The 12,985-nt window shown below is 59.8% G+C and carries 11 protein-coding genes; 6 read left to right on the plus strand and 5 right to left on the minus strand.

The window, feature by feature from the left end:
• Positions 1 to 675 precede the first annotated feature (675 nt).
• The 5 genes from glpK to ptsP all read left to right on the plus strand — a co-directional run bounded on the left by glpK (position 676) and on the right by ptsP (position 7,208).
• Complete coding sequence (glpK, locus tag RDL77_RS23760) at positions 676 to 2,175, plus strand: glycerol kinase GlpK (protein WP_223615869.1); 1,500 nt, start codon at positions 676 to 678, stop codon at positions 2,173 to 2,175.
• A gap of 78 nt (positions 2,176 to 2,253) precedes the next feature.
• Entirely contained in the window at positions 2,254 to 2,979 is a 726-nt protein-coding gene (locus RDL77_RS23765; protein WP_223615868.1) for an MIP/aquaporin family protein, read from the plus strand.
• A 15-nt stretch (positions 2,980 to 2,994) separates the two neighbouring features.
• Positions 2,995 to 3,996, plus strand: coding sequence for a dihydroxyacetone kinase subunit DhaK (gene dhaK, locus RDL77_RS23770; protein ID WP_223615867.1), 1,002 nt, complete (start codon positions 2,995 to 2,997; stop codon positions 3,994 to 3,996).
• A gap of 111 nt (positions 3,997 to 4,107) precedes the next feature.
• On the plus strand, positions 4,108 to 4,737 hold the full coding sequence (gene dhaL / locus RDL77_RS23775; protein ID WP_223615866.1) for a dihydroxyacetone kinase subunit DhaL: 630 nt from the start codon (positions 4,108 to 4,110) through the stop codon (positions 4,735 to 4,737).
• Positions 4,734 to 7,208: a phosphoenolpyruvate--protein phosphotransferase gene (ptsP, locus tag RDL77_RS23780; RefSeq protein WP_288194962.1), complete on the plus strand. Its 2,475-nt coding sequence runs from the start codon at positions 4,734 to 4,736 to the stop codon at positions 7,206 to 7,208. Before dhaL ends, ptsP begins: the two co-directional genes overlap by 4 nt.
• Positions 7,209 to 7,213: 5 nt before the next feature.
• Here ptsP and RDL77_RS23785 read toward each other — a convergent pair whose 3' ends face one another.
• The 5 genes from RDL77_RS23785 to RDL77_RS23805 all read right to left on the minus strand — a co-directional run bounded on the left by RDL77_RS23785 (position 7,214) and on the right by RDL77_RS23805 (position 12,683).
• Positions 7,214 to 8,692, minus strand: a complete 1,479-nt coding sequence (locus RDL77_RS23785; protein ID WP_288194963.1) for an MDR family MFS transporter — start codon at positions 8,690 to 8,692, stop codon at positions 7,214 to 7,216.
• A gap of 475 nt (positions 8,693 to 9,167) precedes the next feature.
• Positions 9,168 to 10,205, minus strand: coding sequence for an ABC transporter substrate-binding protein (locus tag RDL77_RS23790; RefSeq protein ID WP_288194964.1), 1,038 nt, complete (start codon positions 10,203 to 10,205; stop codon positions 9,168 to 9,170).
• Positions 10,206 to 10,276: 71 nt separating this feature from the next.
• Entirely contained in the window at positions 10,277 to 11,089 is an 813-nt protein-coding gene (locus tag RDL77_RS23795) for an ABC transporter permease (protein WP_288194966.1), read from the minus strand.
• Positions 11,086 to 11,919, minus strand: coding sequence for an ABC transporter permease subunit (locus tag RDL77_RS23800; RefSeq protein WP_288194967.1), 834 nt, complete (start codon positions 11,917 to 11,919; stop codon positions 11,086 to 11,088). The genes RDL77_RS23795 and RDL77_RS23800 overlap by 4 nt, the downstream gene beginning before the upstream one ends.
• An 11-nt stretch (positions 11,920 to 11,930) precedes the next feature.
• On the minus strand, positions 11,931 to 12,683 hold the full coding sequence (locus RDL77_RS23805; RefSeq protein ID WP_288194968.1) for an MBL fold metallo-hydrolase: 753 nt from the start codon (positions 12,681 to 12,683) through the stop codon (positions 11,931 to 11,933).
• 129 nt (positions 12,684 to 12,812) lie between these two features.
• Between RDL77_RS23805 and RDL77_RS24870 the strand changes: the two genes are divergently transcribed.
• A partial coding sequence (locus tag RDL77_RS24870) for a helix-turn-helix domain-containing protein (protein WP_353885000.1) occupies positions 12,813 to 12,985 on the plus strand: 173 nt, incomplete at its 3' end.

Below are 12,985 nucleotides of genomic sequence, written 5' to 3' on the forward strand. Positions count from 1 at the left end.
CGCGCAGGAGTGGGCGATGACCGCACAGGATGTCCTGTGGCGGCGCACCAAGGTCGGCCTGCATGTGACCGACGCCCAGGCCGACGCCCTCGAAACCTTCATGGCCAAAACCGTCCAGCGCCGATCGCAATAGCAGGTGGCGGCTGGCCGCGAGGCCAGCGCATTCAGTGACGTGTAAGCGGTTGTGAATGCGCGTTTTATTTTCACTTTACATTCCTTGCCTTCGCGTTTGGTTTCGGTTATCGTTTCATCAACGACAAATGATCGCTTAGACAGCGGCTGTATCCGGTGGAACGCTAGAGTTGGGGTGGCACGTGCAAGCACGTCCTTACGGGCTCATTGTTTTCGGAGTTGATCTCGACGGCTGCGGCGTTGCCCAGCCCGCCGTGGACACGGCGTTTTGCGGGGTACCCGATAGCAGGATTTGGCGTTTCTCCGATCATGAGCCTGCCGGACCAGCGTGCACGCCGTCACTTCTTTTGAGCATGGCCGCCAGTCCAAAACGCGCCGTTTGCCGTGACGCAATAGCTGCTCAGAACCTTGTTTTCAATTCACCATCCGACATCCAAACCAAGGGGATCGCAATCCGTCTGGGGAGCCGGGAGGCTTGCGGTTGCGATCTCTGGCCGAGCCGAAACACCACACCGAACGCAAGAGAAGAAACAGGAGGAAAGTATGACGAAATATGTTGGATCCATTGATCAGGGCACAACCAGTTCCCGATTCATCATCTTTGATCGAAAGGGTACTGTCATTGCCGTCGATCAAAAGGAACACGAGCAGATATTTCCCAAACCCGGCTGGGTTGAACACAACGCGATCGAGATCTGGCGCAACACGATGAGCGTCGTTGCCGGTGCGCTCAAGAAAGCCAAGCTTTCCGCATCGGATCTGGTTTCGGTCGGTATCACCAATCAGCGCGAAACAACTGTCCTGTGGGACAAGAAGACCGGCGCGCCGCTGCACAATGCCGTGGTCTGGATGGATACACGCACGGACCAACTCGTCGGCCGCTACCAGAAGGACGGCGGCAAGGATCGGCTGCGCGAAAAGACAGGCCTGCCTCTTGCGACCTATTTTTCCGGATTGAAGCTGCACTGGCTTCTCGACAATGTGCCCGGCGCGCGCGCCAAGGCTGAAGCGGGAGAGGTGCTTTTCGGCAATATCGATACCTGGCTGGTCTGGAACCTCACCGGCGGCGCCGATGGCGGCATTCACATCACGGATGTGACGAATGCCTCCCGCACGCAGCTGATGAACCTCAAGACCCTGGATTGGGATGACGAGATTCTCAAGCTCTTCAACATTCCGCGCGCCTGCCTGCCGACCATCCGCTCGTCGAGTGAAGTCTATGGTGAGATCAAGGCGGCGCCGCTCCAGGGCGTGCCCGTTGCCGGCATTCTCGGCGATCAGCAGGCGGCATTGTTCGGCCAGGCATGCCTCAATCCGGGTGAAGCCAAGAATACCTATGGTACCGGCTGCTTCATGCTGATGAATACGGGTGAAAAGCTCGTTCCATCGACCTTCGGCCTGCTGACAACGGTCGGTTACAAGCTCGGGGACAAGAAGGCGGTTTATGCGCTCGAAGGTTCCATCGCCATCACCGGCGCCCTCGTGCAATGGCTGCGTGACAACCTCGGCATCATCCAGACAAGCCCCGACGTCGAAGCTTTGGCCCGGACGGTGGAAGACAATGGCGACGTGTATTTTGTCCCGGCGTTTTCCGGTCTTTATGCGCCGCATTGGAAGGACAGCGCCCGCGGCGTCATTGCCGGCCTCACACGTTTTGCCAACAAGGGGCACATCGCCCGCGCGGCGCTTGAGGCCAGCGCCTACCAGGTGCGCGAAGTGCTCGACGCCATGGTCAAGGACTCCAAGGTCGAGATCAAGGAACTGCGCACGGATGGCGGCATGACCGTCAATGAATTGCTGATGCAGTTCCAGTCGGACATTCTCGACGTGCCGGTCGTGCGCCCGAAGGTCATCGAAACCACAGCCCTCGGTGCCGCCTACGCCGCCGGTCTCGCCGTCGGTTATTGGAAATCCACCAATGACATCGTGGAAAACTGGGGTGTCGACAAGCGTTGGCATCCGGCCATGTCAAAGGCCGAGCGTACCAAGCTCTTTACCGCCTGGAACAAGGCCGTAACCCGGTCGCTCGACTGGGTGGATTAATACATCGTCAATTGGGGGAGCTGCGCTCGTTGCAGCTCCCTTTGTGCCATTCATCATCATTTTGAGGAGGAGGAGACTATGCATACACCATTCATCGGTGAACTATTGGGGACGATGATGCTCATCATTCTCGGCGACGGCGTCGTTGCCGGTGTTTTGCTGCAGGGTTCGAAAGCGCAGAATGCGGGCTGGGTGGCAATCACCGCCGGCTGGGCATTTGCGGTGCTCGCGGGCGTGTTTGTCGCCACATCGACAGGCAGTCCCGACGCGCACATCAATCCGGCAGTGACAATCGGTTTTGCTGTTGTATCGGGCGATTATTCGAAGATTGCGTCCTATATTCCGGCTCAGCTCATTGGTGCTTTCCTCGGCGGGGTTATCGTCTGGCTGCAATATCTGCCGCATTGGGCGAAAACATCGGACGCCGGCCTGAAACTTGCGGTTTTCTGCACGGGACCGGCCATTCGCAATACCGGGGCAAACCTTATCAGTGAAATCATTGGCACCTTCGTGCTGGTCTTCGTCATTGCCGCCATCTTCTCGAAAGCGGTTGCAGGCGCCGGCATCACCCCGGCCATCGGACCTTACATGGTTGCCATGCTGGTCTGGGCCATCGGCCTGTCGCTCGGCGGAACCACCGGTTACGCCATCAATCCGGCCCGCGATCTTGGACCGCGTATTGCTCACGCCGTGCTGCCGATTTCCGGCAAGGGCGGCTCCGATTGGGGCTATTCGTGGATTCCGGTGGTCGGTCCTATCGTTGGTGCTATCATTGCTGCGTTCTTCATCAAGGCCCTGATTTAACCCAAGGAGGCTGGCATGAAAAAGCTGATCAACGCTCCCGACGCTGTCGTGGAGGAAGCTCTGGACGGCATGACTGCCGCCCATGGCGATCTGATCCGAGTCCACCGCAACCCCAATTTCATCACGCGGGCCGATGCGCCCGTTCGGGGAAAAACCGCCCTCCTTTCGGGGGGCGGCAGCGGTCATGAACCCATGCACGGCGGCTTTGTCGGCCGTGGCATGCTCGATGCAGCCTGCCCGGGAGCGGTCTTCACCAGCCCGACCCCGGACCAGATGCTGGAAGCATCAAAGGCAGTCAACGGCGGCGCAGGCATTCTTCACATCGTCAAGAACTATACCGGCGATGTGATGAATTTCGAAATGGCCGCCGATCTTGCCCGGGCAGAAGGCATTGACGTCGAAAGCGTTGTTATCGACGATGACGTGGCGGTGAAGGACTCGACATGGACCGCCGGCCGGCGCGGCGTTGCCACGACGGTTCTGGCGGAGAAGATATGCGGCGGTGCCGCAGAAGCCAGGATGCCGCTCGCACCGGTGGCGGATCTTTGCCGCAGGGTCAATGCCAACGGCCGCTCCATGGGCATGGCATTGTCGGCCTGCACCGTGCCGCATGCGGGCAAGCCATCCTTCATCCTGCAGGAGGATGAGATGGAAATCGGTATCGGCATTCATGGCGAGCCGGGCCGGCACCGGGTGAAGCTAGAGAGTGCGGATCGCGTGGCGGAAATGCTGCTCGAGCCCATTCTCGAGGACCTGCCTTTCAAGAGCGGCGACAATGTGCTTCTCTTCGTCAATGGCATGGGGGGGACGCCGCAGATCGAACTGTATATCGTCTATCGCAAGGCATATGAGATCGCGGCGAAACACGGGCTGAAAGTCGTCCGCAATCTTGTCGGGTCCTATGTCACCAGTCTGGAAATGGCGGGCTGCTCGATCACCCTGCTGAAACTGGACGATGAAATGGTGAAGTTCTGGGACGCTCCGGTGGTCACGCCATCGCTGCGCTGGGGTGCCTGACATGATCGGCTGAAGCCCTCTGTCCGGGCTTCGGCCAAGCTGTGAAATCAAGTCCCATCCCGTTCGCGGGGTGGGACCATTGTTGTCAAAATCTATCCGGGAGATACTCAAATGGATGTGCTGTCCGTCGCAACGCTTGTCACGTGGATCAACCGTGCTGCCGATGTCTATGAGCGTGAAAAGGCCTATCTGACGGAACTCGATGCGCCGATCGGCGATAGCGATCACGGTGAGAACATGGCCCGCGGCTTCCTCGCGGTCAAAGCCAAACTGGCGGACCAGTCATTCCCGGATGCCGCTGCTGTCTTCAAGACGGCGGCGATGACATTGCTCTCGACCGTGGGCGGCGCCAGCGGTCCGCTCTATTCGACATTTTTTCTCAGCGCTGCGGTGAAGGCGACGGGCAAGGTTGATCTTACCCTTGCCGACTGGACGGCGTGCCTGGAAGCCGCCCTTGCCGGCATCGTGCAGCGCGGCAAGGCGGCGCTGGGCGACAAGACCATGATCGATGCGCTGTCTCCTGCCGCCGATGCGCTGAAGCAGGCCGCCGGCAAGCCGCTTGCCGAAGCGCTGGCCCTGAGCGCGGCGGCCGCCGAAACCGGCATGAAGGCAACCATCCCGCTCGTTGCGCACAAGGGCCGCGCGAGTTATCTCGGGGACCGCAGCGTGGGGCATCAGGATCCCGGCGCGACGTCCACCCATTACCTGCTTAAAGCACTCGCCGATGTTGCCGCAGCATGAGCGGCGCGTCTGATCACGTCGCGCTCATCCTCGTTTCGCATTCCCGCATGCTTGCCGAGGGTGTCGCCACGCTGGCGCGGCAGATGACCGGGGATACGGTCACGATCATCTGCGCCGCCGGGATGGGGGACAATGGTGACGAGATCGGCACCGACGCCATGCGTATTCTCGAAGCCTTGACCGAGGCGGACCATCCGGCGGGCTGTCTCGTGCTTATGGATCTCGGCAGCGCACTTCTGTCGGCGGAGATGGCGCTGGACCTGACCGAGGGTGACCAGCGCACGCGTGTGATTTTATCGGCGGCGCCGTTTGTCGAAGGTGCCATCGCGGCTGCGGTGGCAGCAGGGCAGGGCCTGCCGCGCGCGGAGGTTGAGCGTCAGGCAGTGCAGGCGCTGCGGCCCAAGATCGAGCAGCTGGGCGGTGAGGTTTTGTCCGCGCCGGAAGCCGCACCGGCAGATACCGGCGCGCCCGATGCCACGGCGGAGGCGGTCATTCCGGATCCGCATGGTCTGCATGCGCGCCCTGCCGCGCAGGTTGCGGCACTGGCTGCAAAATTCAAATCGCAGATCGGCATTGCCCGGGCGGAAGGCAACAAATCAGCCGCTTCGGCGGTCAGCATGATCGACCTCATGACGCTTGGCGTGCGGCAAGGCGATCGCCTCATCATCACGGCGAGCGGTGCGGATGCACAAGAGGCCGTATCCGCCATGCGCGACCTGATCCAGAGCCTGGCCGGCAAGGCCGACCCTGCAGCAGCACCCGCACAGGTCGTCGCAAAAGGCAATGCGACACCCGTTTCTCCGGGGATCGCCGTTGGACCGCTGACTGTTCTCAAGCGCCCCGTGCTCGAGGTGTCGAACGCATTCATTGCCGATCCGCAGGCCGAAATTGCCCGTCTGGATGTCGTCATCGCCTCCGTCGGCGAAACCTTGGGCAAGACGCATGGCATGGCGGGAGACATTGCGGCTGTTCAAATCGGACTTCTGGCCGAGCCTGGACTCATTCCCGCTGCCCGGACCAAAATCACCGATGAAAAATTGAATGCAACCGCTGCGGTTTCGGCGGTCTTTGACAAGGCGGCACTGGCATATCGCAGCCTTGAAGATGCCTATCTGCGTGCGCGCGAAGCCGATCTGCTCGATCTGCGCGATACAATCATCGCGGCGTTGCTCGGCCGTGCGGCGTTTGAACTGCCGGCTGGGCCGCCAGCCATCTTGCTTGCGGACGAGTTGCCGCCGTCCGTAGCCCTTGTTCTCGATCCCGCTCAGGTCCTCGGCGTGATCGAGCGGCGCGGCGGCGCGACATCGCATGCGGCAATCCTGCTGCGCGGGGCCGGTATTCCGGCCATCGCCAATGCCGAAGGACTTGTTCCGGCGGATGCGGCAACCGTTGCATTCGATGGCGCCAGCGGTGCTGTTCTGTTCGATCCGACGCCCGAACAAAGCGCGCCTTTCCTCAAAGCGCGTGATGAAGAAAAGCGGGATGCTTCCGGCTCCCCCCTGATTGACGGCAGCATCGAAATGCGCGACGGGCGCCGAATTGAGTTGTGGGCCAATGTTGTCGGCGTTGGTGATGCCAAGGCTGCAGTGAAAGCCGGTGCCTTGGGTATCGGGCTGCTGCGCACCGAAATGATGTTTCTGGACCGGCAGGAGGCCCCCGGTGAAATCGAGCAGATGCGCGAACTCAAAGCGATCTTCGATGTATTCGCGGGCAAGCCGATTGTCGTGCGCACGCTGGACGCCGGAGGGGACAAGCCTGTTCCCTATATGAACATGCCTGAAGAAGCCAACCCGTTTCTCGGTGTGCGTGGCTTGCGTCTTTCCCTCGCGGAACCGGCAATCTTCCAGACGCAGCTGCGTGCGATCCTGCGCGCTGCCGCCGGGCACGATGTGCGGATCATGCTGCCCATGGTGACTCAGGTCGATGAGCTCCACGCGGCGCGCCGGGCACTGGACGAGGCACATGCGGCGCTCGATGCTGCAAAAATCGATCATCGCTGGCCCATTGATCTCGGCATCATGGTTGAGGTGCCGGCTGCCGCGCTGACGGCGAAACAGTTTGCGCATGCGGCGGATTTCTTTTCCATCGGCACCAACGATCTGACCCAGTACACCCTTGCGGCGGAGCGGGGCAATCCACGGCTTGGCACCTTTGCCGATGCGGCCCATCCGGCCGTACTTTCCCTCATCCGCGATGTTGTCGAAGCGGCGGGAGCGACCACTATTCCGGTTTCCGTCTGCGGTGAAGCCGCAGGTGATCCCGATGCAGCCCTTCTTCTTGTCGCGTCCGGCGTGACCAAGCTCAGCATGGGGGCGGCATCCCTGCCGCGTGTGGCAAAGCGATTGCTCGGAACAGAGGTAAACCTGCGGGATCTGCGGGACCGCTGGCAGGATGCTGCTTCAGCGGCCGATGTGCGGAAAACCCTTTCGGACGGCGAAACCGGCGATCAACGTTCTACGAAACGGGCTTGAACCGTTCAGTGATGCCCGCCTGAAGTCTGGCTCCCTTCGGGTTTCCGGATAAAAAATGCCGCGATGACGGCGCCCAGCGAGATAATCGCTCCGCAGAGAAAAGCGGTTTTGATGCCGCCGGTAGTGGCGGTCAGAATATCGGCCCCGCCGGTAGCAAGGCTTGCCGAACGCAAGGTCATGATGGCGACAACCAACGCCGTTCCCGCCGCACCGGCCACCTGCTGGGTGGTGCCGATCATGGCGCTGCCATGGGAATAAAGCTGCGGCGGCAATGAACCGAGGCTGACCGTGAACAGGGGCGTGAACATGAGCGCGAGGCCGATGCTCAGCACGATATGCGCGATCAAAAGGACCCAGAAGGGCGTGTCCTGCTGCACGAAGACGAGACCCCACAGCACCAGGCTCAAGACGATGGCGCCGGGGATGATCAGCGGTTTCGGTCCGTACTTGTCGAAGAGGCTGCCGACAGTGGGCGCGCAAAGACCCATGATCAGGCCGCCCGGCAACATCAGCAATCCGGTCTCCAGCGTCGAAAGCCCGAGGACGTTCTGCAGATAAAGCGGCAACAGGATGAAAACGCCGAACATCGACATCATCAGGATCGCCATCATCGCGGTCGAAATCGCGAACGTCCGTATGGTCAATGTACGCAGGTCAAGCAGGGCCCGCCCCTGCTTTTGCAGCTGCAGCTGGCGCAGGACGAAAACCGCGATGACCACTGCTCCCAGCACGAGCGGGAACCAGGGCGATACGGCCGGGGTATGGATGGCGGCTTCGCCCAGTCCGCTGAGGCCGTAAACAAAACTGCCGAAACCGATGGCCGAGAGAAAGATGGAGAGGATATCGATCGGCGCCTTGATCGGAACCGTTACATTGCGCATGCGCAGGGTGCCGAGGGCCAGCGCCAGCAGCGAGATCGGCAGGACCAGCAGGAACAGCCAGCGCCAGTCGAGTGCGGAAAGGATCAGCCCGGAAATGGTCGGTCCGATGGCCGGGGCCACGGAAATGACAATGGAGATGTTGCCCATGGTCTTGCCGCGCGTTTCCGGCGGCACGAGATTCATGATCGTGGTCATGAGCAATGGCATCATCACCGCGGTGCCGGACGCCTGGACGACCCGTCCGACGACCAGCTCCGGGAAACCCGGTGCCAGCGCGCATACCAATGTGCCGGTGCTGAACAGGGACATGGCCAGAATGAACACCTGCCGCGTGTGCAGCCGCTGCAGCAGAAAGCCGGTGATCGGGATCACCACGGCCATTGTCAGCATGAACGCCGTGGTCAGCCACTGGGCAGCACTTGCCGTGATTTTCAGATCCGCCATCAAATGCGGCAACGCCACGCCCATGATGGTTTCATTGAGAATGACGACAAACGCCGACACCAGGAGCAAGGCAATGACAAGCCTGTCGCGGGCGCTATGGTCTTGCACGGGAGACGCAGACGACGTCCCATCGGCATAGGTCGGTGTATCGTGGGTCATGGAGCTGCCTTGATTTGATATGGAATCTGGATAGGCCCGGTTTGTCCGGCAACAGAAGCGCTTGATGCGTCTCATCTGTGATGACGAACCATCACGGGAGATTTCGACGGGTGCGATGGATTATTTTGAAATGTACATCGGCAAAGCGGGGCTCAGCATTGAACGAGGCATCGGAACAAATTCCTTGCGGACTCAAACGCGACTCATGGGAACAAGCATTCTCATTTGACTGCCCATAATGCAATAGAACGAATTCTGACAGACTTAAATATTTGATATCATATTCCCGAACCGGCCACTTCGCGCCTCCGGCGGATATGTGTTTCTTCATGTGCGGCTTTAGGAATTTAATTTCATCAATGAAATGGAAATTATAGCGATATATTAAATAGATGTCATGTTTTCATGATAAATTAATAATGAAACCGTGCGCTTACCAACGTAAGCGCACGGCTCGCTTCTGTGCTGGAAGCAACTATTTTGCGAGTTTATCCCAACCATCGGCAATCGCCTTGATCGCGCCGGAGAAGCTGGTCAAATTGGTTGGAAAACGCACTTTCTCATAGGCGCTGGCCGGCAGCATTTTCGTCTTCACGTCGTCTGGCAGCGCGATGTCCCGGGTCGGATGAGCATAGCCCTGGGCGAGGAGCAGCTGTCCTTCATCGGAGAACAGATAGTCGATGGCAACCTTTGCCGCGTTCGGGTGCGGCGCGACCGAACTGATGTACTGGGCGAACAGCATTCCAACGGTACCGTCGCTGGGAATGATGACCTTGAGCGGCAAGCCGGTCGCATCGCGCTTGGCAAAGCCGTCAAAATCATAGACCAGGGAAATCGGGCATTCGCCCTTTTGCACGGAGCCGACATTCAGGACAACGCCGTTGCGCAGGTTGCCGCTGTCGCGCAGTGTTTTGAACCAGTCGAGGCCGGGCTGCACATTGGCCTCGCTGCCGCCATTGGCATAGGCTGCTGCAAGGACGGAGGCTGTTGCATAGGTCGAGATGCGCGGATCGCGGCTGCACACCATGTCCTTGTATTGCGGCTTGAGCAGGTCATTCCAGGTCTGCGGCAGCTCCTTCACCTTGTCCGTGTTGACGAGGAAAGCGATGGCGCCCCAATAGGATGCGGCCCAACGGCCTTCGGGGTCCTTGTATTGCGGCTTTATGCTGTCCCACGAGGTATTCTTGTAGCTGGCAGCCAGGCCGTTCTCCAGCAGACGCGCGGTGAAATCGTAGCCGATATCGGCAATATCCATGACAGGTGCATCCTTCTCCGCGAGAAGGTGCGTTATCTGCTCCGCCGAGGTCATGTCGGTATCGACATGCTTGAGCGCGTATTTGCTTTCAATATTGGCGAAGATGGTACCGAGATTGACCCAGTCATCCGACATGCCATAGCTGACATATTGGCCTTCCTTCTTGGCGGCGGCGAGCTTGTCGTCGGCCATCGCCGGCAGAAACTGGGCGCTGAAGACGGCAGCGCCGATGATCATGGTAACGAGTTTCTTGGTCATGGTTTTCTCCAGAGGCGGGTTTGTTCGATACACGCCGCTCCCGCTTGCGGCGTGCATGTCGGTGTTTGCGTTCAGTGCGGGGTATCGGCTCTCGCGTTCTGGCGAACCCGCGTTGCACTCCACAGGATGGCAAGCGAAATGAGCCAGGCGAATGCAAAGCTCATGAAGGCAAGGGCGCTTGCCTGCCGGGCATCGGAACGCGTGAACTCGACGAGATAGATCGGAAAGGTCTTGAAGCGCGTGCCGGTCAGCAGATTGGCAAGGACGAACTCGGCGAAGGCCGTGGAAAAGACCAGCAGGCTGCCGTTGACAATGCCAGGTGCGATGTTGGGCACGATAACCCGCAGCAGAACCTGCGCGGGGTTGGCGCCAAGGCTTTGGGCCGCCTCTGAAAGCCTGTTCGTATCCACGCTTTCAAGGGCATTCATCACCGCGCGGTACATGAACGGCAGCGTGATGATGACATAGGCCGCAATCAGAAGATTGGGCGTGTTGATGAGGGGGAGCGGCAGCTTTGAATAGAGGCGGATGAGAGCAAGCGCCAGCACCACCCCCGACAGGGAAAAGGGTACGAGCGACAGGAATTCCAGCCATGGCTTGGCCCGCGGCATGCGCGCATGGACGAGATAGGCCGCAGGCACCACAAGGATCAGCGAAACCAGGACAGACAGTGCGGAAAGCCAGAGCGAATTCATCAGGGTATCGAGGAAAGCCGAGCGCGATGAAACCTTGATCCACCAGTTCAGCGTCAGTCCTTCCGGCCACAGGGTCCGGTCCCAGCGGGTTGCGACGGAAAACAGTGCCGTTGCGATGACCGGCACGATCATGAACGCGATGAAGGAACCGATGACCGGCGCCCGCCATGTGAGCGATTTCATGGTCATGCCGCATGCCTCATGCGGCGCACGAAATGCTGATAGGCAACGAGGCAGCTTCCCATGACAAGCAGGGAAAGAACCGCAAGCGCATCAGCCAGTGACGGGTCAAGCTTCACCTCGCCGCGTATGAGGGCGGCGATCTGCACAGGGATGATATTGACGTCGGAACCGGTGAGGGTCCACGCGGTCGCATAGGCGCCGAAGGCATTGGCGAACAACAGGAAAAAACTTGCCAGCATTGCTGGTGCGAGAATGGGCAGCCCGATGCCGATCCAATATTGCAGGCCGGAAGCGCCGAGGCATTCCGCTGCTTCCCGCCACTCCCGCCGCAGCCCCTTCAGGGCCGGGATGACGAGCAGAATGGCCAGTGGCAACTGGAAATAGAGGTAAGCGATACCCAGGCCGCCGATCGAATAGATCCGGAAGCCGGGATAGAGGTCGATACCGGCATAGCCCAACAGGATCGTGATGAAGCCGGTTGAGCCAAGCGTGATGACAAAGGCAAAGGCAAGCGGGGCACCCCCGAAATTTGCCGTGACATTGGCAAGGGCGGTCAGCGAAAGCCGGACGGTGGCGTTGGAGGATGTGGCAATGGCATAGGCGATGATCGTCCCCAAAAGAGTCCCGCCCAGGGCCGTTGCGAGCGACAACTGCAGGCTGTTGGCGAAGGCTGTGGCGATGGATGGCGTCAATGCCCGCGCAAAATTGCCCAGCAGCAAGCCGTCCGGCCCGCTCAAACTCGACTTCACCAGCATGAGGACCGGCAGGATTTCGAAGGCACTGACGAATGCCAGCAGCGGCAGAAGGCCCAACCAGGTGCGGTTGAGCTTTCCCAACCCAATCCTCTTCACGGCAGCACCACCACCGTGCCGTCACGCGCCACGATGACGTCGCCGTCAAACAGGGAACAGACCTGCCGCGCCACCTCGTCGTCATCCGTATCCGGATAGAGATGTGTAAGCAGCACGCGTTTTACCCCGGCAGACGCTGCGAGGCGGCCAACGCCATCGGCCGTGAGATGATCCGCCGTGACAAAACCTGTGGGGAAGGAGCACTCGCAGGCGAAAAGGTCTGCCTTGCGGGCCAGTCCGGCAAGGGCGGCGCTTTCGATTGCATCGCCGGAATAAACAAAGACCCGGCCATTGGCTTCAAGCCGGAATGCCAGGCTGTTGTCCGTATGGCCGGTCAGTGCTGTTTCGATGGCGAAGCCGGGAAAATCATGCCGGCCGGCAGTCAATTCGACGATATTCAGTTCGTAGTTTTCCGGCACCGTGCCATCGAACAGGTTCATGATGCCGGCAACGAAATCGCTCAAACCCTTGCAGCCCATGAGGGTGAGGGGTGCCGTGCGGGTCCATCCGGGTGTGGCATTGAAAGCCTGCAGCAAGGCGATGAGATCGAGCACATGGTCGGAATGCAGGTGGGAGATAAAAACCTTGTCGAGGTCGCGGTAGCTGAACCCTGCCGAATGCAGGCGCGCCAGCGTTCCCGCGCCCATATCAAACACCAGCCGTTCTTCGGCGATATTAACGAGGTAACCAGATGGGCTGCGGTTGGCGCAGGGAAGGACGGTGCCTGCTCCGAGTACTGTCACGTGCATGATTCATTCCTGGTAGCATCCTGTCTTTGGCACGAAGAGACTGCTTGGATAGGATTTATTTTTTATTACGAAACAGTGTTTACTATTAACGCGTGTCTGTTTAATGACAGGTAGGAGGAATTGTGCGCAATGGCTGAAGATCTCTACCGGGTACAGAGCGTGGGACGAGCGCTGGATATCGTCGACAAGATCGCGGGTTCGGGGCGGGAGGGCGCTCGTCTGACTGACCTTGCGCGGGATGTCGGCATCACGAAAGCGGCGGCCTATGCCATTCTGCTGACGCTGAAGGCACGCGGCATCGT

Origin of the sequence: uncultured Phyllobacterium sp., assembly GCF_902479695.1 — a bacterium.
GTDB lineage: Bacteria > Pseudomonadota > Alphaproteobacteria > Rhizobiales > Rhizobiaceae > Phyllobacterium > Phyllobacterium calauticae.

What these genes read in the sequence shown, in the direction of transcription:
- glpK (WP_223615869.1), top strand. Translation starts at nt 676, where the DNA reads ATGACGAAATATGTTGGATCCATTGATCAGGGCACAACCAGTTCCCGA.
- RDL77_RS23765 (WP_223615868.1), top strand. Translation starts at nt 2,254, where the DNA reads ATGCATACACCATTCATCGGTGAACTATTGGGGACGATGATGCTCATC.
- dhaK (WP_223615867.1), top strand. Translation starts at nt 2,995, where the DNA reads ATGAAAAAGCTGATCAACGCTCCCGACGCTGTCGTGGAGGAAGCTCTG.
- dhaL (WP_223615866.1), top strand. Translation starts at nt 4,108, where the DNA reads ATGGATGTGCTGTCCGTCGCAACGCTTGTCACGTGGATCAACCGTGCT.
- ptsP (WP_288194962.1), top strand. Translation starts at nt 4,734, where the DNA reads ATGAGCGGCGCGTCTGATCACGTCGCGCTCATCCTCGTTTCGCATTCC.
- RDL77_RS23785 (WP_288194963.1), bottom strand. Translation starts at nt 8,692, where the DNA reads ATGACCCACGATACACCGACCTATGCCGATGGGACGTCGTCTGCGTCT.
- RDL77_RS23790 (WP_288194964.1), bottom strand. Translation starts at nt 10,205, where the DNA reads ATGACCAAGAAACTCGTTACCATGATCATCGGCGCTGCCGTCTTCAGC.
- RDL77_RS23795 (WP_288194966.1), bottom strand. Translation starts at nt 11,089, where the DNA reads ATGACCATGAAATCGCTCACATGGCGGGCGCCGGTCATCGGTTCCTTC.
- RDL77_RS23805 (WP_288194968.1), bottom strand. Translation starts at nt 12,683, where the DNA reads ATGCACGTGACAGTACTCGGAGCAGGCACCGTCCTTCCCTGCGCCAAC.